This is a genomic window from Pseudomonas sp. B424 (assembly GCF_055408345.1).
In genome coordinates, this window is record NZ_JBUZTL010000003.1 from 371,026 (window position 1) to 396,692 (window position 25,667).

A 25,667-nucleotide genomic window follows, 5' to 3' on the forward strand; every position below is an offset into this window, starting at 1 on the left:
AGTCTAGGCCAAGTCACGGGTACTAGGCCAGACGTGGTGTCTGACCCAGGTCCCGTTTTTTCTCAGCAATCAGTCGGCAACGGGCGCTACGACAGGTTGTTCGCCGAGTTTGTCGGCCAGGCGCACAAAGGCGGCCAGGTCGAGTTGCTCCGGGCGTTTGCTGCCATCGACGCCGGCGGCTTCGATTTCATCGTTGCTGAGCAAGGCTTTCAGGGTGTTGCGCAAGGTTTTGCGACGCTGGTTGAAGGCTTCGCGAACCACGCGCTCAAGCAGGCGATGGTCTTTGGCAGGGTGGGGCAACACTTCGTGCGGCACCAGGCGGACAATCGCTGAATCAACTTTTGGCGGTGGGTTGAATGCACCGGGACCAACGTTGAACAGGTGTTCGACACGGCAGTGGTACTGAACCATGATCGACAGACGCCCCCAGTCGCCACCGCCAGGCCCGGCGGCCATGCGCTGGACCACTTCTTTTTGCAGCATGAAGTGCATGTCGCGGATCAGGTCTGCGTTTTTCAGAAGGTGAAAAATCAGCGGGGTGGAGATGTTGTACGGCAGGTTACCGACGACGCGCAGGGTGCGGGGGGCCGCGTTGAGGCTTTTGAAGTCGAACTTCAGCGCATCACCTTGGTGCAGGGTGAAGTTGCTCATCCCCGCGAATTGACGGTTGAGGATCGGGATCAGGTCTTTGTCGAGTTCCACGACGTCAAGCTGGCCACCGCTGTTAAGAATGCCTTCGGTCAGGGCGCCCTGGCCCGGGCCGATTTCCAGCAGGCGATCGTCAGCCTTGGCGTGGATGGCGCGCAGGATGCGGTCGATAACGCCAGCATCGTGCAGGAAGTTTTGGCCAAAGCGCTTGCGCGCCTTGTGTTGGTATTGCTCGTTCATATACGGGTCTCGGCCATCTGGTAGGCGGTTTCCAGGGCGACTTGCAGGCTGCCGGTATCGATCTTGCCACTACCTGCCAGATCCAGGGCGGTGCCATGGTCGACAGAGGTACGGATAATCGGTAAACCCAGGGTGATGTTGACTGCGGCACCAAACCCCTTGTACTTCAGTACGGGCAGGCCTTGGTCGTGGTACATCGCCAGCACTGCGTCGCAGTGTTCCAGATATTTGGGGGTAAACAGAGTGTCGGCAGGCAGCGGGCCACGCAGGTCCATGCCCTCGCTGCGCAGAAGCTCCAGGGTTGGTTCGATGATATCGATTTCTTCATGGCCCAAATGACCGCCTTCACCGGCATGGGGGTTGAGCCCGCACACCAGGATTCGCGGTTGGGCGATGCCGAATTTTTGTTGCAGGTCGGCGTGCAGGATGCGGGTAACCCGCATCAGTCGCTCGGGGGTTATTGCGTCGGCGACCTGGCGCAGTGGCAGGTGAGTGGTGACCAGTGCCACGCGCAGTCCGCGTGTGGCAAGCATCATGACCACTTGCCCGGTATGGGTCAGGTCAGCGAGGAATTCGGTATGTCCGGAAAACGGGATGCCTGCTTCGTTGATCACCCCTTTGTGTACCGGGGCGGTGATCATGCCCGCGAAATCGCCATCCAGGCAGCCTTGCGCGGCACGGGTAAGGGTCTGCAGTACGAATGCTGCATTGGCCTTATCCAGTGTGCCGGCGGTGACCGGGGCGTTCAGGGAGGTATCCCACACGTACAAACTGCCCGCCGGTGCCGGTTGTTCAGGCCAGTTGCCCGGCCCGACCGGCAGCAGGCTGACAGCCACACCGAGCTGCGTGGCCCGCTCAAGGAGCAGGTCACGGCTGGTGATGGCAATCAGGGGGTGCGGCTGGCGTTGCGAAGCGAGCAACAGGCACAGGTCTGGACCTATACCTGCCGGTTCGCCGGGTGTCAGTGCAAAACGCTGTGTTTTCACTGCGTGGCCTGATCTGCGCTTTCTGTCGAGTTAGCGCCAGGAAGTTTGATTTCAACATAGGCTTCGTCGCGGATCTGACGCAACCAGGTTTGCAGCTCTTCATCGTACTTGCGGTTACGCAATGCGTTCATTGCCTGCTGCTCGCGGGCCTGGGTGGTGCTGTCAGTGGCGCGACGGCCAAGGACTTCCAGGACATGCCAGCCGTATTGGGTCTTGAACGGCTTGGACAGAACGCCTTGCGGGGTATCGGCCATCGCTTCACGGAACTCGGGTACCAGAGAGTTCGGGTCAACCCAGTTCAGGTCGCCGCCGTTAAGGGCGGAACCCGGGTCTTCCGAGTAGGTTTTGGCCAGGGTAGCGAAGTCTTCGCCCGACGTGATGCGGTCGTAGATTTTGGCTGCCAGCTCTTTGGTCTGCGCTTCGCTGCGAATTTCGCTTGGCTTGATCAGGATATGGCGAACATGAACTTCGTCCACCACCACCGACCCGCCGCCGCGTTTTGCGTTGAGTTTGAGAATGATGAAGCCACCAGGCGTGCGCACCGGAGGTGTAACGTCACCCACAGGCATCTCGCTGAGCATGCGGTCGAAAGGAGGTGGCAGTTGAGCAGCTTTACGCCAGCCCATGTCGCCGCCTTCCAGTGCCGTGTCGCTGCCGGAGCGAGCGATAGCCATTTGCCCGAAGTCCGCGCCTTGCTTGAGCTTGTTGTAGACCTCTTCAGCTTGCTTGGCAGCGTTCTGGATGGCTTCCGAATTCGCGCTTTCAGGCGTTGGAATCAGGATATTGGCCAGATTGAATTCTTCGGACATTTGCATTTTGCCCAGGTCGGATGCCAGGAAGTTCTTCACTTCCTGATCCGTGACCTGAATGCGCTCAGCCACGCGGCGTTGACGCACGCGGCTGATGATCATCTCGCGACGAACCTGCTCGCGGGCATCTTCATAAGACAGACCGTCGTGGGCCAGGGCCTGACGGAACTGCTCGATGGTCATGTTGTTGCGCTGGGCAATGGTGCCAATGGCCTGGTTCAGCTCTTCATCCGTGATACGGATGCCGGAGCGCTCGCCGATCTGCAGTTGCAGGTTTTCGACGATCAGGCGCTCAAGCACCTGCTGATCCAGAACGCTGGCAGGCGGTACGCCCTGACCACGCTTGGCGATGGTTTGCTGAACTTCGTGGACACGCTGGTCCAGTTGGCTCTGCATGATCACGTCGTTGTCGACGATGGCCACCACTTTATCCAGGGGCTGTACCGCAGCGCTTGCTGCAGTCCCCAGGAACAACGCGCCCAGCATTAGCGGGCGCAGACACTCAGAAAGCTTGATCTTCACGTTCACGATAACCTTGGATGCCTTTGTCGAGGAAGCTCTCTACTTTGGTGCCAACAACGCCACCGAGACCTTTCAGCACAACTTGGAGGAAGAGACCATGGTCGCCCTTCTCGTTTTGAGGGGCTTCTTGGGTGTACTCGTCGTTGGATACCCAATAACGGCTGATCAGACGAAGCTTCCAGCAGCAGTTGTCGTACTCAAAGCCACCGAAGGCTTCCAGGGTACGGTTGCGGTTGTAGTCGTACTGCCAGCGGCTGATGGCGTTCCACTGCGGCACGATCGGCCAGATAACCGAGAAGTCGTGCTGCTGGATCTTGTAGTAATCCTTGATGTAGCCCGGCTGCCCTGGAGACAGGTAATCGCCGCCGCCCACGGTCCACTTGCCGGTGTACTGGTCGTAGCGTACCTGGTCGTTGCGATAGCGATACCCGACGTTGACCACCTTGTTCGGGTTGTCTTCAGGCTGGTAGTGCATCATCGCACTGCCTGAACGCGGGCTGCGGGTTTCCGGGTCCCAGTTGTAGTCAGCCGTTGCGCGCCAGTCGCGATTGAAGCGATAGGCGTATTCCAGTGCATAGGGCGATACGTTGGAGGTCGCGTCCTTACGGTCTGCGTCAATACCAGGCAACTGAACCTTGCGGTCCTTGAAGTAGTAAGCCTGGCCCACGCTGATACGTTGACGTTCAAAGCCGTTGTCTTCGATCAGGCGGCTGGTCAGGCCCAGCGACAGCTTGTTCTCGTCGCCGACGCGGTCAGTACCGGTAAAGCGGTTGTCACGCCACAGCGAGGAGTAGCTGAAAGTGCTCTCGCTGGTGTCGAAAATCGGGATGTCATCCTGATTGCGCTCGGGCACGTAGAGGTAGAACGCGCGCGGTTCGAGGGTCTGGCGGTAGTCGGTGCCGAACCAGTTGGTGTTGCGGTCGAAATACAGGCCGCTGTCGACGCTGGCGATTGGGACGCTGCGGCTAACCGAACTGTTGAATTTATCGCCGGCAGCAAGTTCCCCTTTACCCTTGCCATCCAGATCCAGATCGTACTGGGTGTACATGTACTTGAGGGATGGCGTCAGGAAGCCGTAGCTCCAGTTCAGCGGCAGGCTGACACTCGGTGCCAGGTTCATGCGTGTGCCGTTGGCGCGGGCAAGGCCTTGAACATTGGTATCCAGTCGCTTGGATGGCAGGCCGTCTTGATCGTAGAAAAGCCCGTTTTCCAGATCGCGATCGAATCGAACCAGCTCGGTGTTGTAGGCGAAGTTCAGACCTTCCGGGTGCTGTGGCAGCACACCATTGAGTGTGAGTTGCGGCAACTTATCGTAAGGCGTGATCTGGGTAACGGTAGCCAGTTGATAGGCCTGCACATTCAGCCTTGCAGTGTAGTTGTCGCCACGGTAGCTGACTGCGCCTTGCTGGTTCAGAAAGTCACGGCTTTCAACGCCGATCTGATCACTCTCCAGATCCTGGAAGTAATACGGGTCGCTGATTTTGGTGTAGTCGACTTCGGTCAGTACACGGGAATCCAGACCGCCCTTGTGCTGCCAGTTGAGCATGTAGCGCTTGTCGGTGTAGTCGGTCTGGCGCTTGCGATCGTCGTTGTCGTCGTTGAGGTATGCGGCACCGAACTGACCCTCGCTGGACTCGGTCAGGTAGCGGAACTCGCCTTCCATCAACAGGCCGCGCTTGGTCATGTAGCGCGGATACAACGTGGCATCGTAGTTGGGTGCCAGGTTGAAGTAGTACGGGGTCACGAGCATGAAGCCGGTGTCGGTGCTGCTGCTGAAAGACGGCGGCAGGAAACCGGACTGACGGCGATCGTCGATCGGGAAGTAGATGTACGGGGTATAGAAGATCGGGATGTCTTTAACCCGCAGCGTCACGTTGGTAGCTGTACCGAAACCGGTAGCCGGGTTCAACGTGATGTTGTTGCCCTTGAGTTGCCAGGCGTTGCTGTTCGGTTCGCACGTGGTGTAGGTACCATCCTTGAGGCGGATGATCGCGTCTTCGGCACGTTTGGCGTACAGCGCACTGCCGCGAATACGCGACTTGTGCAGAACATATTCAGCGTTGTCGACCTTGGCGGCACCGGTGTCCAGCTGAACATCGGCGTGGTCGCCGACAATCAATGCACCGTTGTCACGCAGGCGAACCTTGCCATTGAGTTCGCCACGGCTTTCAGCCTGGTACAGGCTGGCTTCGTCGGCTTCGATCTGCATGCTGCCCTGACGCAAAACAACGTCACCGGCCAAGGTCGCGAGCTGCTCTTCCTGCTGGTAGCGGGAGGCCTTGGCGCTGACGAAGGTCGGGGCGTCGCTTTTGCTGGTCGGGTCGCTCATGCCCGGACGGATGGGCTCTACGTATGAACCGGCGCAATACGGGCCGGTTTCGGCCAGTTGGGCTGCGGTCAGCTTGTCACGTGGCACCCAGTCGAGGTGGCTGTAGTCGTCACTGCGCGCCTTGAGCCCACGGCCTTTGGCTTCAGTTACCAGCGGTGTGCGCTCGGCCTGCTCGCCCGTCTCGACGTTGGCGGCTACCGAGGCGTCACCGTGCGACGGACGCGGCGGCAGTTGCGCGGCGTTCGTTTTTGGCGCGCAATCCCAGCCACCCGTAGCCGACACGGAACAGTCATACTGCTCCTCAGCGAAAGCGAACGGCGTGGCTAGAGGTTGCATGGCCAGCAAACTGCCGGTTACCAGCAACGGAAATTTTTTACGAAACGCGGGGGATTTCAATGCCATCTTATTAGTCCGGGCTTCCTGCGTGCCATCAGCCCGCGGTGGGGGACCGCACGCCTATCGATGGTCTGGAAAAGATTCTGGATAATAAAGCATGACCCGCTTGACGGCTAGCGCCGTCGGAGACCCTTGTAATGCCTGACCAAGATGTACGCTTGCAACACCTGAAAGTTTGGCTCGATGAACAGTTGGCAACCTTGTTCGCGGATGAGGGTTGGGGGGCCGTACCCCCAGCCACGCTGACTGCTGCCAGTAGCGATGCGAGTTTCAGACGCTACTTTCGCTGGGAGGGCGAGGGGCGCAGCTTTGTCGTCATGGACGCGCCGCCACCCCAGGAAAACTGCAAACCTTTCGTCGATATTGCTGATTTGTTGCGGACCTGCCAGATAAACGTGCCGAAAATTTACGCTCAGGACCTCGCTCGCGGCTTTCTTTTGCTCAACGATCTGGGCAATAAAACCTTTCTCGACGTGATCAACAGCACCAACGCCGATGAATTGTTCAAGGATGCCATCGAAGCCTTGCTGGCCTTCCAGCAACTGCCAATGGTTGAGCCCTTGCCCTGCTATGACGTGGCATTGCTGACCCGCGAACTTGAGCTGTTCCCCGAGTGGTACGTGCGTGCCCATCTGGGCCACGAGTTCGATGAACAGCAACTGGCGGCCTGGAAGCGGGTCAGCGGGCTGTTGATCGACAGCGCGCTGGCGCAACCCCAGGTGCTGGTACACCGCGACTTTATGCCGCGCAACCTGATGCTCAGCATCCCCAACCCTGGCGTGCTGGATTTCCAGGACGCGGTGTATGGCCCGGTGACCTACGACATCACGTGCCTGTTCAAGGACGCCTTTTTGAGCTGGCCCGAAGAGCGTGTGCGCGCCTGGCTTCAGGATTACTGGAATCTGGCGTTGCCGTTGGGCATCCCGGTGCAGTCGAGCTTTGACGAGTTCCTGCGTGCCAGCGACCTGATGGGCGTGCAGCGACATTTGAAAGTGATCGGCATTTTTGCCCGTATTTGCCATCGCGATGGCAAGCCGCGCTATTTGGCCGATGTGCCGCGATTCTTCTCTTATATAGAAGCTGTGTTGGCGCGACGCCCTGAGTTGGCTGAACTGGGCGAACTGTTTGCCAGTCTTGGCCTGGTCAGCGAGGCTGATCTATGAAAGCGATGATTCTGGCGGCAGGCAAGGGTGAGCGCTTGCGGCCATTGACCCTTCACACGCCCAAGCCATTGATTCGTGCCGGCGGCGTGCCGTTGATCGAGTACCACTTGCGGGCACTGGCGACGGCAGGCTTTACCGAGATCGTGATCAATCACGCCTGGCTGGGCCAGCAGATTGAAGACCACTTGGGCGACGGCTCGCGATTTGGCGTCAGTATTCAGTATTCCGCTGAAGGTGAGCCGCTTGAAACCGGTGGCGGGATTTTCAAGGCGTTGGCGCTGCTGGGTGACAGCCCGTTTGTGGTGGTAAACGGTGATATCTGGACCGACTACGACTTTGCCGGTTTGCGCCAACCGCTAACAGGGTTGGCTCATCTGGTGCTGGTAGATAATCCGGCGCACCACACCACAGGGGATTTCTGCCTGAGCGGTGCCCGGGTTCAAGATGGCGCACCGGGTGCGGATACGCTGACCTACAGCGGTATCGCAGTGTTGGCCCCTGAACTGTTCCACGGTTGTACGGGGGGCGCGTTCAAGTTGGCACCGCTGTTGCGAAAGGCCATGGCCGCCGGGCAAGTCACAGGTGAACGTTTGCAGGGGCATTGGGTGGATGTGGGTACCCATGAGCGCTTGGCCGAGGTCGAGTCGCTGATCAAGGGCGCCTGCTGACATGTTGTGGCCAGGGACTCTGATTGGAGCCGGAGCGGGCTTTTTCATCGCCAGTATTCCGGGGGCCATGCTCGGTGCTTTATTAGGGCAGGCGCTGGATCGGCGCTTGCAGCTGCACAGTTGGGGGCACCTGCTTGAACGCCTGGGCGCCCGCCCGGTCCTGCGCAACGATGAGCTGTTGTTTGTCTTGCTCGGCCGGCTGGCAAAAAGCGGCGGGCAGGTGGTGGACAAACATATCGAGCAGGCGCGGCATGAGATGCGCCAGCTTGATATGGAGCCTGCGGCACAGAAGCGTGCCATTGCAGCGTTCAATCGTGGCAAGGCCGGGACTGATTCGTTGCGCGGCTACCTGCAGCGCCTCAAGGCCCAGCCCCACGCAGCAGAAGGCGTATTGTGCGCCTGCTGGCGCATGATCCATGCGGACGGCCGTGTCGCCCCCCAGGAGCGTGAGTTGATTGTGCTTTGGGGGCGATGGCTGGGCTGGAGCGCGCAACAGGTTCTGGCGCTGGGGGGCGAAAAGGAAGCCCATAGACAACCCGTGGCGACCCGTGGCGGTACTTATCAGCAATCGCTGACCCTGCTCGGGGTTGTGGCAAGCAGCGACCCGGCGCAGATCAAGCGCGCCTATCGCCGTTTACTCAGCCGTCATCACCCGGACAAGGTTGCCGGTACTGGCGCCAGTGCATCACAGGTACGTGAGGCCACTGAAAAAACCCGCGAGTTGCATCAAGCCTATGCCTTGATTCGCGAGCGACACGGTTTTTAGTGCCGCTTACTTATCTGCAGGCAGCGGGCTGAGCCAGCCCCGCACCCGACGGAATAACTGTTCCTGCTCAGCGTCCCGATTCCCCGGGATGCCGAGCAATCCGACCTGTTTGAAATTAGCCCCGTTCGCCCGTTTGCTGGCCTGCAGCCGCTGCAACGCGGCCTCGCGGGCGGATGCCTGGTCTTTATAGAAAACATCCAGCAGCGCCACGTTTAGACCGGGAGTCAACTGGCTCAAGTCGGGCTGTGCCTGAACGGGCTTGCGGGCGGCCACGATGATCAGCTTGTTAACCTGGGCCGGGTGCTTTGCGCTGATATAGCGCGATGCCCAGTAGGCCCCCGAGCCGTGGCCCAGCAACACAATGCTGCGCATATTTTGTTGCTGGGCAAAGGCGATGGCAGCGTCGATGCGTTCGAAGATGCGCTCTGCGTCGACAGTGTTCAATTGATCAAACGTTGGAGTGGCCGCAGGCTCCGGACTCTCGGTGCCTGCACTGGCCGCCTGCTCGATGGGTTTGGCTGTGGTGCTGGCTGCTTTGCTGCTGTCTGTCGCTAATGCCGTAGGAGGCTTCTCCGGTTCGACTTCCCGCGCCAGGCTGGCTTCGCTTTGCATGTCCGGCAAGCTCAGGCTCAGACTGGCCCAGTTGGCGTCCGGCAACTTGCGGCGCAAAGGGCCAACGGTCTGCGGCCAGTCAGCGGTTTCACCGGCCCCGGGGATGATAATCACCGCACCACTGGGGGCGCTGCTGTTGGCGGGTTTCCAGAGGGCGAGAAAATTGCCGTTCGGCGTTTGCAACTGTTGTTGCTCATGTTGCGGGGTTTGTCGCTCAAGCGCCGTCGCGTCTTCCTGGCTGCGTTCGGGCAGCGAGTCACGCACTGCGGGCGTGGCGGGGGCCTCGCTCTCGGCTGCAAGTACTGGCAGGGCAAGCGGCAACATCAGCGACAGGCACAACGCCGGCAGTGCCAGACGATAAGAAAGCATCAGTTATTCCAGGCCAGAAGTAGTCCCGGCAGCGTAATGGGTTGATCAGTATTTGTCAGGGTGTGAGCGTTTAGATGAGACGTTTTTGCTATCCGTGGATTATCGGCTGGTTATGGCTGCCCTTGATGGGGCATGCGGCGCCGGTGCCGCATGCCCGGTTCGATCAACGCTTGCAGCAATTGTCGAGCGGATGAAATGGCTGGTGCAGGCTCTCAACGTTGAATGGGTGTGGCGTAGCTATTCGGATCTGGCGCTGGGAGAAGTTGCGCACGGCTCAGCCCTAGACCCAGCAGGCATCCCATAAGGGGTAGTCACCGATCCGTGTGGTCAGTTGGGCGCGGATCGGGCTTTTGATGAGGTAGCGGGCGGCGGCTTTCAAGTCGTCCTCTTTACGTAATACCCGGTCGTGATAACCCTTTTGCCATAGACGGGTTCTGGATTGGGCAGCCTCGTTGACGGCCACACTGCTGCGCGACTTGATGCGGCACATCAGCTCACCCAGGGTTTTGCTGTGCAATTCGACCAGCCAATGACAATGATCAGGCATGACTACCCAGGCGATGGAGTTGACGATGCCCTCGTCATGGGCGTGCCGGAGTTGGTTGACCACGAGGCGTCCCAGATGAAAATCGCGAAAAATCGGGCGTCTTTGCTCAGTAACTGTGGTGAGCAGGTAGATGCGGCCGGATTCGGAGTGGCGGCCCTTTAATAGTTGATTACCGTTATGGATGCGCGGCATTCCTTTGCCCTCGTTGTTATGGATGTCTGTTCAAAACTAGGCGTCAAACTTTGATGTGGCTGATGTGTTTATTCGCAAGATATTGCAGGAAGGTCCTTCGGCCTTTATCGCTGCCGAAGGTTACGATCGGTCGCGAAGCGGCCGCAAATCCTGAGTCCCGACTTTGCCTGACACAACGCGGTGTGGGGTTTGTTATGCGCCAGTCAATCATCGCTACTACGGTGTGCGCGTCACGGTGGGCGGTATACAATGCGCGCCACCGTGTTTAGCCCACTAAAAGGTGCGTCATGCAGCCCTTCGCTATTGCCCCATCGATTCTATCCGCCGATTTCGCCCGCCTTGGCGAAGAAGTGGACAACGTACTCGCCGCGGGTGCTGACATCGTTCACTTCGATGTCATGGACAATCATTACGTACCCAACCTGACCATCGGCCCGATGGTCTGCGCTGCCTTGCGCAAGTACGGCATCACCGCTCCCATCGATGCGCATCTGATGGTCAGCCCGGTTGACCGGATCATCGGCGACTTCATCGAAGCCGGCGCGACCTACATCACGTTCCACCCCGAAGCGACCCAGCACATCGACCGCTCCCTGCAACTGATCCGTGAAGGCGGTTGCAAGGCAGGTCTGGTGTTCAACCCGGCGACCCCGCTGGATGTGCTCAAGTACGTGATGGACAAGGTCGACATGATCTTGCTGATGAGCGTCAACCCGGGTTTTGGCGGGCAAAAATTCATCCCGGGCACGCTGGACAAACTGCGTGAAGCCCGTGCGCTGATCGATGCTTCCGGTCGCGAGATTCGCCTCGAAATCGACGGCGGCGTAAACGTCGGCAACATCCGTGAAATCGCGGAAGCCGGAGCCGACACCTTTGTCGCCGGTTCCGCGATTTTCAACACGCCGAACTATGAAGAAGTCATCCAGAAAATGCGTGCCGAGCTTGCGTTGGCCCGTCCATGAGCCGTTTTGAGCAGCTACTCCAGGGGCAGCTGCCAAAACTGGTGATGTTCGATCTGGATGGCACCCTGATTGACTCAGTACCGGATCTGGCAGTCGCCGTGGAAACCATGCTGCTCAAGTTGGGTCGTCCCCCCGCCGGAATTGAAAACGTGCGGCTGTGGATCGGCAACGGCGCACCCATGCTGGTGCGTCGTGCCCTGGCCGGTAACATGGATGGCAGCGGTGTCGACGATGCCGAAGCCGGGCAGGCGCTGGAGATTTTCATGGAGGCATACGACGGCGGCCATGAACACACCAAGGTCTACCCGGGCGTGCGTGAAAGCCTCAAGTGGCTGCAAAAGCAGGGCGTTGAAATGGCCCTGATCACCAACAAACCGGAGCGCTTCGTGGCGCCTTTGCTGGATGAGTTGAAGCTGGGGCGGTTTTTTCGCTGGATTGTCGGTGGCGACACCATGCCACAGAAAAAGCCAGACCCGGCGGCACTGTTGTTTGTGATGAAAATGGCCGGTGTAACGCCCGCCCAGTCGATGTTTGTCGGCGATTCGCGCAATGACGTGCTGGCCGCCAAAGCCGCCGGTGTGCGCTGCGTAGCCCTGAGCTATGGCTACAACCACGGTCGGCCGATTGAAGAGGAATCACCGGATATGGTGATTGGCAACCTGCAAGAACTGATAGCCGGTTGCTTAGATTCTGCGCCTGAGATAACGTTGGGCAATTCTGTTTCCCCCTCTCGAAGAGACTCTATCGTGGTGGTCACTCGCAAACTCTGGATGAAAGTTATCAAGGCCCTGGCCCGTTGGCGTTGGCGCGCCTGACTTGAATCTGGCCGCATAGCCGGCACGTTTGCATACCTGACCGTTTTACCCTCAGACCACGAGGCACCTCATGACCCGCGAAGAATTCCTGCGTTTGGCCGCTGCCGGCTACAACCGTATCCCCCTTGCACGTGAAACCCTTGCCGACTTCGACACGCCGCTGTCGATCTACCTGAAACTGGCTGATCAGCCCAACTCCTATTTGCTGGAGTCGGTGCAGGGCGGTGAAAAGTGGGGGCGTTATTCGATCATTGGTTTGCCATGCCGCACGGTTTTGCGTGTGCATGATCACCAGATCAGCGTGACCCATGATGGTGTCGAGATCGAGTCCTGCGAAGCTGAAGATCCACTGACCTTCGTTGAAGAATTCAAGGCGCGTTATAACGTGCCGACCATTGCCGGTTTGCCGCGTTTCAACGGTGGCCTGGTGGGCTATTTTGGTTATGACTGCGTGCGCTATGTGGAAAAGCGTCTGGGCAAGTGCCCTAACCCTGATCCGCTGGGCGTGCCGGACATTTTGCTGATGGTTTCGGACGCTGTCGTGGTGTTCGATAACCTGGCCGGCAAGATGCACGCCATCGTGCTGGTTGACCCGTCTCAACCTGACGCCTACGAAGAAGGTCAGGCCCGGCTTGAGACACTGCTCGAGCAGCTGCGTCAGCCGATCACCCCGCGTCGCGGTCTGGACTTCACTGCACAGCAAGCGGCCGATCCGGTGTTCCGTTCCAGCTTCACCCAGAACGACTACGAAAAAGCCGTCGACACGATCAAGGACTACATCCTTGCAGGCGATTGCATGCAGGTGGTGCCGTCGCAGCGCATGTCCATCGACTTCAAGGCCGCACCGATCGATTTGTATCGTGCGCTTCGTTGTTTCAACCCGACGCCTTACATGTACTTCTTCAACTTTGGTGACTTCCACGTAGTGGGTAGCTCGCCGGAAGTACTGGTGCGGGTCGAAGACAACCTGATCACCGTGCGCCCGATTGCGGGCACTCGCCCCCGTGGCGCAACCGAAGAGGCCGATCTGGCCCTCGAAGAAGACCTGCTCAGTGATGACAAGGAAATCGCCGAACACTTGATGCTGATCGACCTGGGACGTAACGACACGGGCCGTGTCTCTGAAATCGGCTCGGTCAAACTTACCGAGAAGATGGTGATCGAGCGTTACTCCAACGTGATGCACATTGTGTCCAACGTGACTGGCCAACTGAAAAGCGGGTTGACGGCCATGGATGCACTGCGGGCGATTCTGCCGGCGGGTACGTTGTCCGGTGCACCGAAAATCCGTGCCATGGAAATCATCGACGAGCTGGAACCGGTCAAGCGTGGTGTGTATGGCGGCGCGGTCGGTTACTTCGCCTGGAACGGCAATATGGATACCGCCATTGCTATCCGCACTGCGGTGATCAAGAACGGCGAATTGCATGTACAGGCTGGCGGCGGCATTGTCGCTGACTCGGTTCCCGCCCTGGAATGGGAAGAGACGCTGAACAAGCGTCGCGCAATGTTCCGTGCCGTGGCCCTGGCCGAGCAAACCCCTCGGGATTGAACCTGGTGGCATACATTGTGGGAGCGAGCCTGCTCGCGAACGGCCTTCGCGAGCAGGCTCGCTCCTACAAGCACTGCGGTGTTTTTAGAAGTTCAGGCTGAGCCCGATATTGGCTCCCTGTTGAATTACGCCATCACTCTTCCTCACGTTATAAGCCGCCTGCAGCGCAAGGTCGGCGGTCAGCATGTGGCTGGCCCCCAGGCTGATGCGGTCGAGGTTGCTTTGTGGTGTATAGCCTTCGAGCTTGAAGCTGTTGTTGGGCAGGCTGTTAAGCGCGATGCTCAGGCGCTGGGTGGCATCCTGGAACTCATGCTCATGGGCTGCTTCTGCAAACAGCCGGGTCTGCGGGGTGAACTGGTAGCTGGCGAGCAAGCCCGCGCCAAGGCGATTTGAAACGAGTGTCTGCACTTCATAATTCAATGCGGTCGAGCGCCGCCCTTTCTCTTCATAGCGATTAACCTCTACTCGTGAATAGTCGGCGCTGATAAAGGGCGACAGGTGCCACGTGGCTGAGGCCTGTGCGATGTCATAACCCAGGCGCGTGCTCAATGCCCGCAGGTGGCCGTCGGTTTGCCCTTTTTCCACCCTTTCGCTGGCGCCAAGGGCGAACTTTCGGTTGAGGTCGTCGTAATCCAGCCTGCCCAAGGTCAGCGCGGCATCAGCCCACCAGTGATTGTGTTGGTATTGCGCAAACGCGCTGCCCAGATAGCTATTGAGTTTGTAGTCCGATTCGTTGGCACCCGTTTCCAGACGTTGCCGATAGAACCCGGCCGCAACGCCCAGCCGCCAGCGTTCATCCAGTCGAAAGCTGGTGCCGATATTGACGTTGTAGCCTCTGCCATCAGCGCTTACAGAGGTGTTCTGCTCGTCAATATTCAAGCGTTGCCCACCCCCTGCGACGAACGCTCGCCATTGCCCTGCGGCTTGCCATTGACGGTTGTCGCTGCCCCACTGATTGCGCAGTTGGTCTTGATGAGCGTTCAGCGTGCCTTGGGCCATCACCGGTAACAGCGTCACCTCCCACGGGGCGGCCAGCAATGAGTGGGCATAGTCGGCGATTAACCGTTGCCCCGTTTCGGTGGGGTGGACCGAGTCGTTGAACAACAGCCTGGAGGGATCGGGCGTCGGGCTATTGATGCCGTACTGCGGGTTTTCCGTGCATTCGTCACCGCTGAAGCAGGTGCCGACAAGATCGTGCCCGGTGGCCAGGCCAAAACGAGCGGGATTGGCGACAGCTTCACGAAACAAGAGCGGGATGTTGAGGGGAATTACCTCGGCGTCTATCTGGCTGAGTTGATGGGCCAGTTCGGTGTTGAACACGGCACTGAGGTAGCTGCTGCCAGCCTGGGCAGGTGTGCCGTAAATGGCCGGGGTCAGGCCCAGGTCGGGCAACATCCAGACCATGATGTAGCGCGCCCCGGCCTGTTGCAGGGCGAAGGCACTGTCTGCCAGATTCTGTGCAGCTTTAGCTGCCTCGGCGGGACTTCTTACTCTCTCATCAAGGAAGTCGTTACCGCCGCCCGAGATGAAGTACAACGCCTTGGGGTCTGCCTTGAAACCGTTTTCCACAAGATAGCCGCGTCGGCTGCGCAATACTGAACCTGCCCCGAACCAGCCTTTGGGTACGCTTACTTTTGACACTTTGGTAACGGATTTGAATATCTGGTCGGTCCGGTAGCCGCCCACTGCCCAGTTGTTGCCATCGGTGTCGCTGGTCATCGACGTGGACGGCGCAAGATCGCGGGGCGCGATGCCCAGCTTTGCTCCCAACAGCATCGGTGCAACAGGTGCATAGGCTTCACCCTTGAACTCCTTGTATGTAGGCCCGGTACGGTTGGTGAAGCGTGTGCTGTCGCCGACCGCGCCACTCAAGTCGATGTACTGCCCCGAGTCACTCAAACTGTCGCCGAATACGATCATCGTGGAGTAGGGAGCTGGGGCCGCTATGGCGCGTTCGCTAACGAAGGACAAAATGCATCCCGCCAGGGGGATGAGTAGTGAAAGTCTGCGCATGGGAGGGTCTTTTTTATTGTTGGGAGCGCGGACATTATCAAAACAATTCGTATTAAATGTTTCGTGATAAATAAAGACACAAAGTATTGTCAGTATGTTTTACCCCGTATTTGCTGCCCCGTGTTGCGCCTTCTGCGAGGCTACGTTACTGTGCCGGGACGTAGAAATGAGACCCTTCCTGTGTTGATCATCAGCAAACTCTTTATGCGAGTTGTTAAGGCCCACGGCCGTTGGCGTTGGCGCGCCTAATATTTCTCTGCCGGCCACGCCGGACCTGCCCCCTGCGTTTTCTTGAATGGCTTCCCCTCGGTTGGTGTGCTCAAACCAGCAACTGAAACTGCGGGTATAGAGTTCTGAAAACAGTTTTGAATGTCAGTGAATTCAGAGGTTTAGCAACATGCTGCTGATGATCGATAATTACGACTCTTTTACTTACAACGTTGTGCAATACCTCGGCGAGCTGGGTGCCGAAGTCAAGGTCGTGCGCAATGACGAACTGACCGTGGCCGAGATCGAAGCGCTCAAGCCAGAGCGCATTGTGGTCTCCCCCGGCCCATGCACGCCGAACGAGGCGGGCATCTCCCTCGAAGTCATCAAACACTTTGCCGGCAAGCTGCCGATCCTGGGCGTGTGCCTGGGCCATCAATCCATCGGCCAGGCTTTCGGCGGTGATGTGGTCCGCGCCCGGCAAGTGATGCACGGCAAGACCAGCCCGGTTTATCACCTCGATACAGGGGTATTTCAGGGCCTGAACAATCCGCTGACCGTGACCCGCTACCACTCGCTGGTGGTCAAGCGTGAAACCCTGCCGGACTGTCTGGAACTGACCGCCTGGACTCAGCTTGAAGATGGTTCGGTGGACGAGATCATGGGCCTGCGCCACAAGACGCTAAACATCGAAGGGGTGCAGTTTCACCCTGAATCGATCCTGACCGAACAAGGTCATGAATTGTTTGCCAACTTTCTTAAACAAACCGGCGGCACGCGCTAAGGACTTCAAATGGATATCAAGACAGCCCTGAACCGTATCGTCGGCCACCTCGACCTGACCACCGATGAAATGCGCGATGTCATGCGCGACATCATGACCGGTCAATGCACCGAGGCGCAGATTGGCGCGTTCATGATGGGCATGCGCATGAAGAGCGAAAGCATCGACGAGATCGTGGGTGCCGTCACTGTCATGCGCGAGCTGGCTGACAAGGTTGAACTCAAGACCCTCGATGGGGTGGTCGACATTGTTGGTACCGGTGGCGATGGCGCGAATATTTTCAACGTGTCGACGGCTTCGGCCCTGGTGATTGCTGCCGCCGGCTGCACCGTGGCCAAGCATGGCAACCGTGCCGTCTCGGGCAAAAGCGGCAGTGCCGACTTGCTGGAAGCGGCCGGCGTATATCTGAACCTGACGCCGGTTCAAGTCGCCCGCTGCATCGACAGCGTGGGCATCGGTTTTATGTTTGCCCAGTGCCATCACGGCGCAATGAAACACGCGGCTATCCCGCGTCGGGACCTTGGCCTGAGAACCTTGTTCAACATGCTTGGCCCGCTTACGAATCCGGCTGGTGTGTTGCATCAAGTGGTCGGCGTGTTCAACCAGGCACTGTGCCGGCCATTGGCTGAAGTGTTGCAGCGTCTGGGCAGCAAGCACGTACTGGTGGTGCATTCGCAAGACGGGCTGGATGAGTTCAGCCTGGCCGCGCCTACCTATGTTGCAGAGCTGAAGAACGGTGAGATCTCCGAGTATTGGGTTCAGCCTGAAGACCTGGGGATCAAGAGCCAAAGCCTGTTTGGCCTGGTGGTCGATAGCCCGGAACAGTCGCTGGAACTTATCCGCGATGCACTGGGGCGTCGTAAAACTGAAGCGGGACAGAAAGCCGCTGAAATGATTGTGCTCAATGCGGGTGCTGCACTGTACGCCGCAGACCTTGCCTACACACTCAAAGAAGGTGTGGAATTGGCCCACGACGCGCTGCACACCGGGTTGGCCCGGGAAAAGCTCGAAGAGCTGGGCGCATTTACCGCGATTTTCAAGCAGGAGAATGAAGCATGAGTGTGCCAACCGTTCTGGAAAATATTCTGGCACGCAAGGTTCAAGAGGTTGCCGAGCGAAGCGCGCGCGTGAGCCTGGCTGAACTTGAACGTATGGCGGCTCAGGCCGATCCTGTCCGCGGCTTTGCCAGCGCCTTGCTGGCGCAGGCCAAGAAAAAACAGCCTGCGGTAATTGCGGAAATCAAAAAGGCTTCGCCGAGCAAAGGTGTGATTCGCGAGCACTTCGTCCCTGCCGAAATAGCCAAAAGCTACCAGTCGGGCGGTGCTACGTGCTTGTCCGTGCTGACCGATATCGATTACTTCCAGGGCGCCGACGCGTACCTGCAACAGGCCCGTGCGGCCTGTACCTTGCCGGTGATCCGCAAGGACTTCATGATCGATCCGTATCAAATCGTTGAAGCCCGGGCGTTGGGTGCCGACTGCGTGCTGCTGATCGTATCCGCTCTGGACGACGTTAAAATGGCCGAGCTGGCTGCCGTTGCCAAAAGCGTCGGGCTGGATGTGCTGGTAGAGGTGCATGATGGCGATGAGCTTGAGCGCGCACTGAAAACCCTCGACACGCCGCTGGTGGGCATTAACAACCGCAACCTGCATACCTTTGAAGTCAGCCTGGAAACCACACTGGATTTGTTGCCACGTGTGCCGCGTGACCGTCTGGTGATCACCGAGAGCGGAATTCTTAACCGTGCCGATGTCGAACTGATGGAAATCAGCGAGGTCTATTCGTTCCTGGTTGGCGAGGCCTTCATGCGTGCCGAGAACCCGGGTAATGAACTGCAGCGCTTGTTCTTCCCGGAGCGGGCTTTACAGGTAACCGGTTCGACGCTGGACTGACTCGCAAAACTACCGGTGGGAGCGAGCAGGCTCGCTCCCACAGTCATTGTTGTTCTGCGCTCGAAAGGATTCGCATGCCTCTGATCAAACACCTCACCGTCGAAGCGGGTCTTAAGGCCGAGCAGGATTTGCTGGCCTCGGTTTGCGCCGGGGAAATAGAGGCGGGAGTGTTGTTCTGGCAACCCACGGATCGGGCCTTGGTCATGCCGCGGCGCTTGAGCCGTTTACCGGGCTTTGATCAGGCCAGCGTCGAGCTGGCAGCCAGCGGCTGGCCCATCCTGTTGCGTGAGACGGGCGGCGAGCCGGTTCCTCAGTCGGCCTCGACGATCAACATCGCCCTGGTCTACGCACCTTTGCGCAGTGAAGGCGATCACGGCCGAATCGAAGCCGCGTACCGGCGCTTGTGCGAACCCGTTTGTGATTTGCTGACCCAGTTGGGTGGGGCTGCATCGTTGGGGGAGGTTGAAGGCGCCTTTTGTGATGGCCGTTTCAACGTCAATCTAAACGCACGAAAACTGGTAGGCACCGCTCAGCGCTGGCGCCAGAGCCAAGGTGGGCAGCGCCCTGTCGGCTTGGTACACGGTGCGTTACTGGTAGAAGACGAGCGTGAGTCGATGGTGGCCGCGGTTAACCGCTTCAATCAGTTGTGTGAACTGGAGCAGCGCTGCCGGGCCGACAGCCATATAGCGTTGCATGAAGTGTTTGCGGCGCCCGACTTCTTTGAGCGCTTGAGTGCCAGTTATCAACAGATCCTGGCGCCCCTGCTAAAGCCTTAACGTGTTCCGAATACCACCATGGTCTTGCCTTTGACGCTCACCAGGTTCTGTTCTTCCAGCCCCTTGAGCACGCGTCCTACCATCTCCCGCGAACAGCCAACGATCCTGCCAATTTCCTGACGGGTAATTTTTATTTGCATGCCATCCGGATGAGTCATGGCATCGGGTTGCTTGCAGAGCTCCAGCAGGCAACGAGCGACCCTTCCCGTGACATCAAAGAACGCCAGATCACCGACCTTGCGCGTAGTGTTACGCAGGCGCTGTGCTATTTGGCCACTAAGCGCGTAAAGAATTTCTGGCTCTTGCTGAGTATATTCTCTGAATTTTTGATAGTTGATCTCTGCAACTTCGCACTCGGTCTTGGCCCTAACCCATGCACTGCGTGTCTGCTCATGCCCTGCTTGTTCAAACAGGCCCAGCTCGCCAATAAAGTCACCAGAGTTGAGATAAGCGATGATCATTTCGCGACCTTCCTCGTCCTCAATCAAAACTGTTACTGAGCCTTTGATAATGAAGAACAGGGTGTGCGAGGACTCCCCGGCGCAGATGATATTGCTCTTGGACGGGTAGCGTTTGCGTTGGCAATGAGTCAAAAATTTGTCGAGGTTCTTGATCTTTGGTATGGGAGTAAGGGCAACCATGGTTGTATCCCGAAAAGCTTGCACAGTAAGGGTTGGATCTATTTTTATATAGAGCGTTTGCTGGCAGGCGCCAGCGATTTGGCGCCAGCTTACCAGACAGGTTCTACGGGGTTTGTAGAATTTTCTGAGTGTGTTGTTAGAGAAACGCTTCAGTGTAGCGAGTTATCGATTTCGGGCCCTGTGCTAAGCTGGCGCCCCTTTTAAAACAGTGGAGTCTGGGCGATGAAGGCACGCATTCAATGGGCTGGCGAAGCCATGTTTTTGGGCGAATCAGGCAGTGGTCACGTTGTTGTGATGGACGGTCCGCCTGAAAGCGGCGGTCGCAATCTGGGTGTACGCCCGATGGAAATGCTGTTGCTGGGGCTCGGTGGTTGCAGCAACTTTGACGTTGTCAGCATTCTGAAGAAGTCGCGTCAGGCAGTTGAGAGCTGCGAAGCCTTCCTGGAAGCCGAGCGCGCCACTGAAGATCCAAAGGTATTCACCAAGATTCACCTGCACTTTGTGGTCAAGGGCCGCGGCCTTAAAGAGGCCCAGGTCAAACGTGCCATCGAGCTGTCGGCCGAGAAGTATTGCTCGGCGTCGATCATGCTGGGCGCAGCAGGTGTTGCCATCAGTCATGACTATGAAATTGTTGAGTTGGCGTGAGTGGACATTCAATTTTCATAAATGCGATGCAGACTCTGGCGAACAGTCGCTGACGTCTGCATAATGCGCCACTTTTTTCAGGGTAGTGGCGGGGGTAGTTCCCGGCCGCATGTCCGAACAGATAACCAAAATCGCCATCGCGAAGAGGTGTTAACCGTCCTACGCAGGTGCGTCCTACGCACTTGACGGGCATGCTGGATCACGCGGCCGAGCCGCATCGACATAGAGAGTTTTATAACGGTGAAAAGCAAACTCAAGCTCCACGGGTTCAATAACCTGACAAAGACCTTGAGCTTCAACATCTATGACATCTGTTATGCGGAAACCCCGCAAGACCAGCAGGCATACGTTGAGTACATCAATCAAGAGTACGACGCAGAACGCCTGACGCAGATCCTTACAGATGTGGTTGATATCATTGGTGCCAACATCCTGAACATCGCCCGTCAGGATTACGATCCCCAAGGTGCCAGTGTGACTATTCTGATTTCCGAGCAGCCGGTGATTCCTACCGAAAGCCAGATCGAAGAGTCCCCAGGTCCGCTGCCCGAGACCATCCTGGCTCATCTCGACAAAAGTCATATCACGGTTCATACCTATCCGGAGATTCACCCGGTAGACGGTATTGCAACATTCCGCGTGGATATTGATGTGTCGACGTGCGGCGTTATTTCACCGCTTAAAGCTCTCAACTATCTGATCCATCAGTTTGATTCGGATATCGTGACTGTCGACTACCGCGTACGTGGTTTTACCCGTGATGTGGAAGGTAAAAAGCACTTTATCGATCACGAGATCAATTCGATCCAGAACTACCTTTCCGAAGACACTCGCGACGGTTACCAGATGACCGACGTGAATGTGTATCAAGAGAACCTGTTCCACACCAAGATGCTGCTCAAGGAGTTCGAACTGGATAACTACCTGTTCGGCGATGCGACCAGCAATCTTTCGGTTGAACAGCGCGCGCAGGTCACTGAGCGTGTGAAGCACGAAATGCTGGAAATTTTCTACGCTCGCAACATGGCGTAAATTTGCGGCAACAAAAAAGGCGGCTAACCGAGAGGTAGCCGCCTTTTTTATGGCGGCTGTCAGATGCGGTACGTGCTTTTAGTCATGACTTTGGCCATCAGGCTCATGCCGAACTTGACCGGGGCAGGGAAACGGTAGCCGCCAGCATTAAGGGCCGACTCGGCATGCTGTTCCTCGTCGATACGCATTTGTTCAAGAATCGCCCGCGATTTTTCATCTTCAGCGGGCAGTTGCTCAAGATGCTCGTTCAGATGCTTGCATACCTGATCTTCGGTCGCGGCCACGAACCCCAGACTGACCTTGTCGCTAATCAGCCCTGCTGCTGCACCGATGCCGAAGGACAGGCCGTAAAACAGCGGGTTCAGCACGCTGGGATGACTACCCAATTGGCGGATACGCTGTTCGCACCAGGCCAGGTGGTCGATTTCTTCTTCAGCGGCATGTTCCATGGCTTCGCGTATGCGCGGCAGCTTGGCGGTCAGGGCCTGGCCTTGATACAAGGCCTGGGCGCAGACTTCGCCGGTATGGTTGATACGCATCAGCCCGGCGACATGGCGGGTAGCCTGCGGGTCCAGCTGGGTCTCGGGCTTGACGATGGCCGGCGATGGGCGATGGGGCTGGCCGCTGAACGGCAGCAAGGTGCGCAAGGCGGTATCGGCTTGTAACAGAAGACGGTCAATCGGCGAGTAGTGACGTTGGGTAGTCATGCTTACCTCCGGAAAAAATCACGGCGGCCAGTTTACCCCAATCAGACGGCTGGGGTTTGCGTTGGATCATGGGCGAACGCGAGAGCCATGGGGCTCGCGCGTCAGAATCATCGGTCAATTAACCCGGCGGCCAGTTCATCTGGCGCTGACCCAGCACGTGCATATGAATGTGGTAGACCGTTTGGCCGCCCTGTTCATTGCAGTTCATCACCACGCGAAAACCGTCTTCGCAGCCCAGTTCTTTGGCAAGACGTTGCGCGGTGAACAGGATGTGGCCGGCCAGCGGTTTGTCTTCTTCGGTCAAATCGTTAAGCGTGCGAATCGGCTTTTTCGGAATAACCAGAAAGTGGACCGGTGCTTGTGGTGCGATGTCGTGAAACGCGAGCACTTGATCATCTTCATAGATGATCCTGGCGGGTATTTCACGGTTGATGATCTTGGTAAACAGAGTATCCAAAGCTGTGTCTCCGTGAGTGAAGTCCGGTCTGAGTGTACTCAGGGCAGTCAGTTACGCCCAGCCTCGTTAACGAGGGCAGTAGGATTTGTTAACCGAAGCGGCTATTTTTCGCGTCATCCAGCGTGAGAGCAGGCGCGGCATGCGAGTTATCCAGCGGTTGCGTCGCCCTGGAATGATGATCGCCTTGTTCTTGTCGAGTGCGCGCACGGTATAGAGCGCAACTTCTTCGGGAGTCATGGCGCTGGTGCTTTGCTTGATGGCGTCGGTATTCATTTTGGCGGCATCAAAAAAGCGGGTGCGCGTGATGCCGGGGCAAAGCACCGAGACCTTGATGCCGGTTTTTTTCACCTCTTCGCGCAAGCCTTCGGAAAAATTCAGCACATAGGCCTTGCTCGCAAAGTAGGTGCTAAGCCACGGCCCTGGCTGGAAAGCTGCGATCGAAGAGACATTGAGAATTTGCCCGCCGCCCTGAACAGCCATCATGTTGCCTACGGCATGGCACAAGCGGGTGAGTGCGAGGACGTTGAGCTCAATCAGGTCCTGTTCGGCGCTCCAGTCGTGGGCAAGGAACGGGCCGCAGGTGCCAATGCCCGCGCAATTGACCAGCAGGTCGATCTGGCGGTCACCTTCTTCGAGCTCCAGCAAAAAACCGGACAGGCGCAGGGGTTCGCCCAGATCGCAGGCGCGGAACAAAACCTCGACGCCAAAACGCTGGGTCAGCTCAAGTGCAATGGTTTCCAGCGCATCCCGCTGTCGGGCCACCAAAATCAGGCTGCGCCCGCGTCGGGCAAGGGCTTCAGCCAGGGCCAGACCGATGCCGCTGGTGGCACCAGTGATTAAAGCGTAACGGGTCATGCTGTTCTCCATTGCAACGGTACAGTCCGGTGACAATGATGTCCCTGGCGTTAACGCGTTCATTAAGGCACGCAGTCTACAGGCTGTTGCTGTTGACTGCGTTGATCACCGCAGTCATCAGGCCCAAAGCCAGCACGGCAACCATTGCGCAAATGCTCAACCCAATCAAAAAGATCGTGATTGCCGCCAGTACGTTGACTGCCCGGCTATTGGGCGGTGGCGGCGGGCCGTACTTATTGGGGCCGGGAGTGCCGGGCATTAACAGCATCATGAGGGACAGGACCAGGTTGGCCACGGGCACCAGATGCAGCAACAGCATCCAGGCGGACCAGTTGATGTCATGCAAGCGCTGGGCGCTGATTCTCAGGCTGATGATGAAGTAGGCCAGTGTGAGCGTTGCACCACAGGTAATGCCAAGCGTGGGGGAGACCTTGATGGCAAGCAGTACCAGCAGTGACGTCACCATGGCGATGCTGCTGATGACCATGCTCCAGGCCAGCAGCCGCAAACGCCCGATCCGGCCACTGAACCCCAAAGGGTCCAGCGGTGCGTATTGTTCTTGAGGGGTTTTGTCCAGGCTCAGCTCGGGCATGGTGGCTTCCTTGTCCGGATGTGTTTAAAAAAAGCCCGCCGAGGTTGGCGGGCTGGTCAATGTCAGTGATGCGGCCAGTGCTGGGCAAGCCTTGATGCGAGGTGTTGTGCCTTGCGGTATTCCTCATCAAGGCGCGCGATCAATTGGTCAATTGTTGGCAGGTCGTGGATATCACCTACGCCTTGGCCAGCAGACCAGACTGTTTTCCATGCCTTGGCTTCATCAGTCAGCGGTTTAAGCCGGGTTTCGCCCTTGCCCTGGAGTGCCGCGAGGTCGAACCCTGCGTTTTCCAGGCTTTGGCGCATGAAACTGGCGGGTACCCCTGATACCGCCGGGGTGTGAATGATGTCGGCGGCGCGGGATGCCAGCAGCATCTCTTTGTAGGCGTCAGGCGCATGGCTTTCTTGGGTAGCGATAAAGCGTGTACCGAGGTAAGCAAGGTCTGCGCCCAGAATCTGGGCCGCCAGGATTTCGTGGCCGTGATTCAGGCAGCCCGAGAGCAGCACGGTCTTGTTGAAAAACTGCCGGATTTCGGCCACGAGTGCAAAAGGGCTCCAGGTACCGGCATGCCCACCGGCTCCGGCGGCGACGGCAATCAGACCGTCGACCCCGGCTTCTGCGGCTTTCTCGGCATGACGGCGGGTGGTGACATCGTGGAACACCAGGCCGCCATAGCTGTGGACGGCATCAACGACCTCCTTGACGGCGCCCAGGCTGGTAATGACGACAGGCACCTTGTGCTCGATGCAGATCGCCAGATCCGCCTGCAGCCGCGGGTTGCTGTTGTGCACGATCAGGTTTACGGCGTAGGGCGCAGGGTTATCCAATGCCGCGAGCCCGGCTTCGATCTCTTCAAGCCATGCCTTGAACCCGCTGCTCTCGCGCTGGTTGAGCGCAGGGAAACTGCCTACAACACCGTTGCGACAGCAGGCCAGGACGAGTTGCGGGTTGGAAATCAGAAACATGGGAGCGGCAACTACCGGCAGGCGCAAGCGTTGTTCAAGCAGAGCGGGCAGTGACATTGGATAACCTCGGATCGTCAGGAAGTGAGTTTAAAACGGTTTGACCACCACCAGAATTACGATAGCCAGCAAGAACACCACCGGCACTTCGTTGAACCAGCGATAGAACACGTGAGTACGCGTGTTTTCACCACGGGCAAAGCGTTTTACCTGCGCGCCACACATGTGGTGGTAGCCGATCAGCAAGAACACCAGCGTCAGTTTGACGTGCATCCAGCCTTGGCTGAGAAAACCAGGGTTGAGCATGAGCAGCCAGCCGCCGAAGATCAGGGTCGCAATCATTGCCGGACCCATGATGCCGCGATACAGCTTACGTTCCATGATGCTGAATCGTTCTTTACTGACGGCGTCTTCGCTTTGTGCGTGGTAAACAAAGAGGCGAGGCAGGTAAAAGAGGCCGGCAAACCAGCAGACGATGCTGATGATGTGGAAGGCTTTGAGCCATAGATAAAGCATTTTTAGTTATTC

At 57.9% G+C, this 25,667-nt stretch carries 26 protein-coding genes; 12 read left to right on the plus strand and 14 right to left on the minus strand.

Annotated elements, in window-relative coordinates; genetic code table 11:
* Positions 1–69: 69 nt before the first annotated feature.
* From rsmA to ACZRMS_RS06435, 4 genes are read right to left on the minus strand one after another with little or no spacing between them, the layout of a single operon-like run.
* The gene (gene rsmA / locus ACZRMS_RS06420; RefSeq protein WP_463994599.1) at positions 70–888 is read right to left on the minus strand and encodes a 16S rRNA (adenine(1518)-N(6)/adenine(1519)-N(6))-dimethyltransferase RsmA; all 819 of its coding nucleotides are present in this window, start codon (positions 886–888) and stop codon (positions 70–72) included.
* Entirely contained in the window at positions 885–1,874 is a 990-nt protein-coding gene (pdxA, locus tag ACZRMS_RS06425; protein ID WP_463994600.1) for a 4-hydroxythreonine-4-phosphate dehydrogenase PdxA, read from the minus strand. The genes rsmA and pdxA overlap by 4 nt, the downstream gene beginning before the upstream one ends.
* Positions 1,871–3,205, minus strand: a complete 1,335-nt coding sequence (gene surA / locus ACZRMS_RS06430; protein WP_463994601.1) for a peptidylprolyl isomerase SurA — start codon at positions 3,203–3,205, stop codon at positions 1,871–1,873. The genes pdxA and surA overlap by 4 nt, the downstream gene beginning before the upstream one ends.
* Positions 3,186–5,936: an LPS-assembly protein LptD gene (locus ACZRMS_RS06435; protein WP_463994602.1), complete on the minus strand. Its 2,751-nt coding sequence runs from the start codon at positions 5,934–5,936 to the stop codon at positions 3,186–3,188. The genes surA and ACZRMS_RS06435 overlap by 20 nt, the downstream gene beginning before the upstream one ends.
* A 131-nt stretch (positions 5,937–6,067) precedes the next feature.
* Between ACZRMS_RS06435 and ACZRMS_RS06440 the strand changes: the two genes are divergently transcribed.
* Genes ACZRMS_RS06440 through ACZRMS_RS06450 form a run of 3 tightly spaced genes read left to right on the plus strand, consistent with a single transcriptional unit; the run spans position 6,068 to position 8,527 of the window.
* The gene (locus ACZRMS_RS06440; protein WP_463994603.1) at positions 6,068–7,093 is read left to right on the plus strand and encodes an aminoglycoside phosphotransferase family protein; all 1,026 of its coding nucleotides are present in this window, start codon (positions 6,068–6,070) and stop codon (positions 7,091–7,093) included.
* Positions 7,090–7,761 (plus strand): N-acetylmuramate alpha-1-phosphate uridylyltransferase MurU, encoded by a 672-nt coding sequence (gene murU, locus ACZRMS_RS06445; protein ID WP_463994604.1) that lies wholly within the window; start codon positions 7,090–7,092, stop codon positions 7,759–7,761. Before ACZRMS_RS06440 ends, murU begins: the two co-directional genes overlap by 4 nt.
* Position 7,762: 1 nt before the next feature.
* A complete protein-coding gene (locus ACZRMS_RS06450) occupies positions 7,763–8,527 on the plus strand; it encodes a TerB family tellurite resistance protein (protein WP_463994605.1) in 765 nt (254 codons plus the stop codon).
* Positions 8,528–8,533: 6 nt separating this feature from the next.
* Here ACZRMS_RS06450 and ACZRMS_RS06455 read toward each other — a convergent pair whose 3' ends face one another.
* Positions 8,534–9,508: an alpha/beta hydrolase family protein gene (locus tag ACZRMS_RS06455; protein ID WP_463994606.1), complete on the minus strand. Its 975-nt coding sequence runs from the start codon at positions 9,506–9,508 to the stop codon at positions 8,534–8,536.
* 280 nt (positions 9,509–9,788) lie between these two features.
* Complete coding sequence (locus ACZRMS_RS06460) at positions 9,789–10,247, minus strand: REP-associated tyrosine transposase (RefSeq protein ID WP_463994607.1); 459 nt, start codon at positions 10,245–10,247, stop codon at positions 9,789–9,791.
* A gap of 287 nt (positions 10,248–10,534) precedes the next feature.
* On the opposite strand from ACZRMS_RS06460, the gene rpe reads away from it, so the two are divergent.
* The 3 genes from rpe to trpE all read left to right on the plus strand — a co-directional run bounded on the left by rpe (position 10,535) and on the right by trpE (position 13,576).
* Complete coding sequence (gene rpe / locus ACZRMS_RS06465; protein ID WP_019823117.1) at positions 10,535–11,209, plus strand: ribulose-phosphate 3-epimerase; 675 nt, start codon at positions 10,535–10,537, stop codon at positions 11,207–11,209.
* A complete protein-coding gene (locus ACZRMS_RS06470) occupies positions 11,206–12,024 on the plus strand; it encodes a phosphoglycolate phosphatase (protein WP_463994608.1) in 819 nt (272 codons plus the stop codon). The genes rpe and ACZRMS_RS06470 overlap by 4 nt, the downstream gene beginning before the upstream one ends.
* Before the next feature lie 70 nt (positions 12,025–12,094).
* A complete protein-coding gene (trpE, locus tag ACZRMS_RS06475) occupies positions 12,095–13,576 on the plus strand; it encodes an anthranilate synthase component I (protein WP_463994609.1) in 1,482 nt (493 codons plus the stop codon).
* A gap of 84 nt (positions 13,577–13,660) precedes the next feature.
* On the opposite strand, the gene estP is transcribed toward trpE, so the two are convergent.
* Entirely contained in the window at positions 13,661–15,589 is a 1,929-nt protein-coding gene (gene estP, locus ACZRMS_RS06480) for an esterase EstP (protein ID WP_463994610.1), read from the minus strand.
* Positions 15,590–15,986: 397 nt separating this feature from the next.
* Here estP and ACZRMS_RS06485 point away from each other — a divergent pair, with 397 nt between their 5' ends.
* From ACZRMS_RS06485 to ACZRMS_RS06500, 4 genes are all read left to right on the plus strand, one after another.
* Complete coding sequence (locus ACZRMS_RS06485) at positions 15,987–16,580, plus strand: aminodeoxychorismate/anthranilate synthase component II (RefSeq protein ID WP_463994611.1); 594 nt, start codon at positions 15,987–15,989, stop codon at positions 16,578–16,580.
* Between the two features lie 9 nt (positions 16,581–16,589).
* Entirely contained in the window at positions 16,590–17,639 is a 1,050-nt protein-coding gene (gene trpD, locus ACZRMS_RS06490; protein ID WP_463994612.1) for an anthranilate phosphoribosyltransferase, read from the plus strand.
* Positions 17,636–18,472, plus strand: coding sequence for an indole-3-glycerol phosphate synthase TrpC (gene trpC, locus ACZRMS_RS06495; RefSeq protein WP_463994613.1), 837 nt, complete (start codon positions 17,636–17,638; stop codon positions 18,470–18,472). Before trpD ends, trpC begins: the two co-directional genes overlap by 4 nt.
* Positions 18,473–18,546: 74 nt before the next feature.
* Positions 18,547–19,248, plus strand: a complete 702-nt coding sequence (locus ACZRMS_RS06500; protein WP_463994614.1) for a lipoate--protein ligase family protein — start codon at positions 18,547–18,549, stop codon at positions 19,246–19,248.
* Here the strand turns inward: ACZRMS_RS06500 and crp are convergent.
* Positions 19,245–19,889: a cAMP-activated global transcriptional regulator CRP gene (gene crp, locus ACZRMS_RS06505; protein ID WP_463994615.1), complete on the minus strand. Its 645-nt coding sequence runs from the start codon at positions 19,887–19,889 to the stop codon at positions 19,245–19,247. The genes ACZRMS_RS06500 and crp overlap by 4 nt on opposite strands.
* 222 nt (positions 19,890–20,111) lie before the next feature.
* On the opposite strand from crp, the gene ACZRMS_RS06510 reads away from it, so the two are divergent.
* On the plus strand, positions 20,112–20,534 hold the full coding sequence (locus ACZRMS_RS06510; RefSeq protein ID WP_463994616.1) for an OsmC family protein: 423 nt from the start codon (positions 20,112–20,114) through the stop codon (positions 20,532–20,534).
* Between the two features lie 240 nt (positions 20,535–20,774).
* Positions 20,775–21,566 carry an adenosylmethionine decarboxylase gene (gene speD / locus ACZRMS_RS06515; protein WP_016782404.1) on the plus strand — a complete coding sequence of 264 codons (792 nt, stop codon included), beginning with the start codon at positions 20,775–20,777 and terminating at the stop codon, positions 21,564–21,566.
* A 59-nt stretch (positions 21,567–21,625) separates the two neighbouring features.
* Here speD and coq7 read toward each other — a convergent pair whose 3' ends face one another.
* From coq7 to hemJ, 6 genes are all read right to left on the minus strand, one after another.
* Positions 21,626–22,273, minus strand: coding sequence for a 2-polyprenyl-3-methyl-6-methoxy-1,4-benzoquinone monooxygenase (gene coq7, locus ACZRMS_RS06520; RefSeq protein WP_463994617.1), 648 nt, complete (start codon positions 22,271–22,273; stop codon positions 21,626–21,628).
* A 118-nt stretch (positions 22,274–22,391) separates the two neighbouring features.
* Positions 22,392–22,730, minus strand: a complete 339-nt coding sequence (locus ACZRMS_RS06525) for a histidine triad nucleotide-binding protein (RefSeq protein WP_463994618.1) — start codon at positions 22,728–22,730, stop codon at positions 22,392–22,394.
* Between the two features lie 66 nt (positions 22,731–22,796).
* Positions 22,797–23,585: an SDR family NAD(P)-dependent oxidoreductase gene (locus ACZRMS_RS06530; protein WP_463994619.1), complete on the minus strand. Its 789-nt coding sequence runs from the start codon at positions 23,583–23,585 to the stop codon at positions 22,797–22,799.
* 76 nt (positions 23,586–23,661) lie between these two features.
* The gene (locus ACZRMS_RS06535) at positions 23,662–24,177 is read right to left on the minus strand and encodes a DUF805 domain-containing protein (RefSeq protein ID WP_463994620.1); all 516 of its coding nucleotides are present in this window, start codon (positions 24,175–24,177) and stop codon (positions 23,662–23,664) included.
* Positions 24,178–24,239: 62 nt separating this feature from the next.
* A complete protein-coding gene (locus tag ACZRMS_RS06540; RefSeq protein ID WP_463994621.1) occupies positions 24,240–25,199 on the minus strand; it encodes an NAD(P)H-dependent flavin oxidoreductase in 960 nt (319 codons plus the stop codon).
* Between the two features lie 30 nt (positions 25,200–25,229).
* Positions 25,230–25,655, minus strand: coding sequence for a protoporphyrinogen oxidase HemJ (gene hemJ, locus ACZRMS_RS06545; protein ID WP_463994622.1), 426 nt, complete (start codon positions 25,653–25,655; stop codon positions 25,230–25,232).
* Positions 25,656–25,667: the final 12 nt, after the last annotated feature.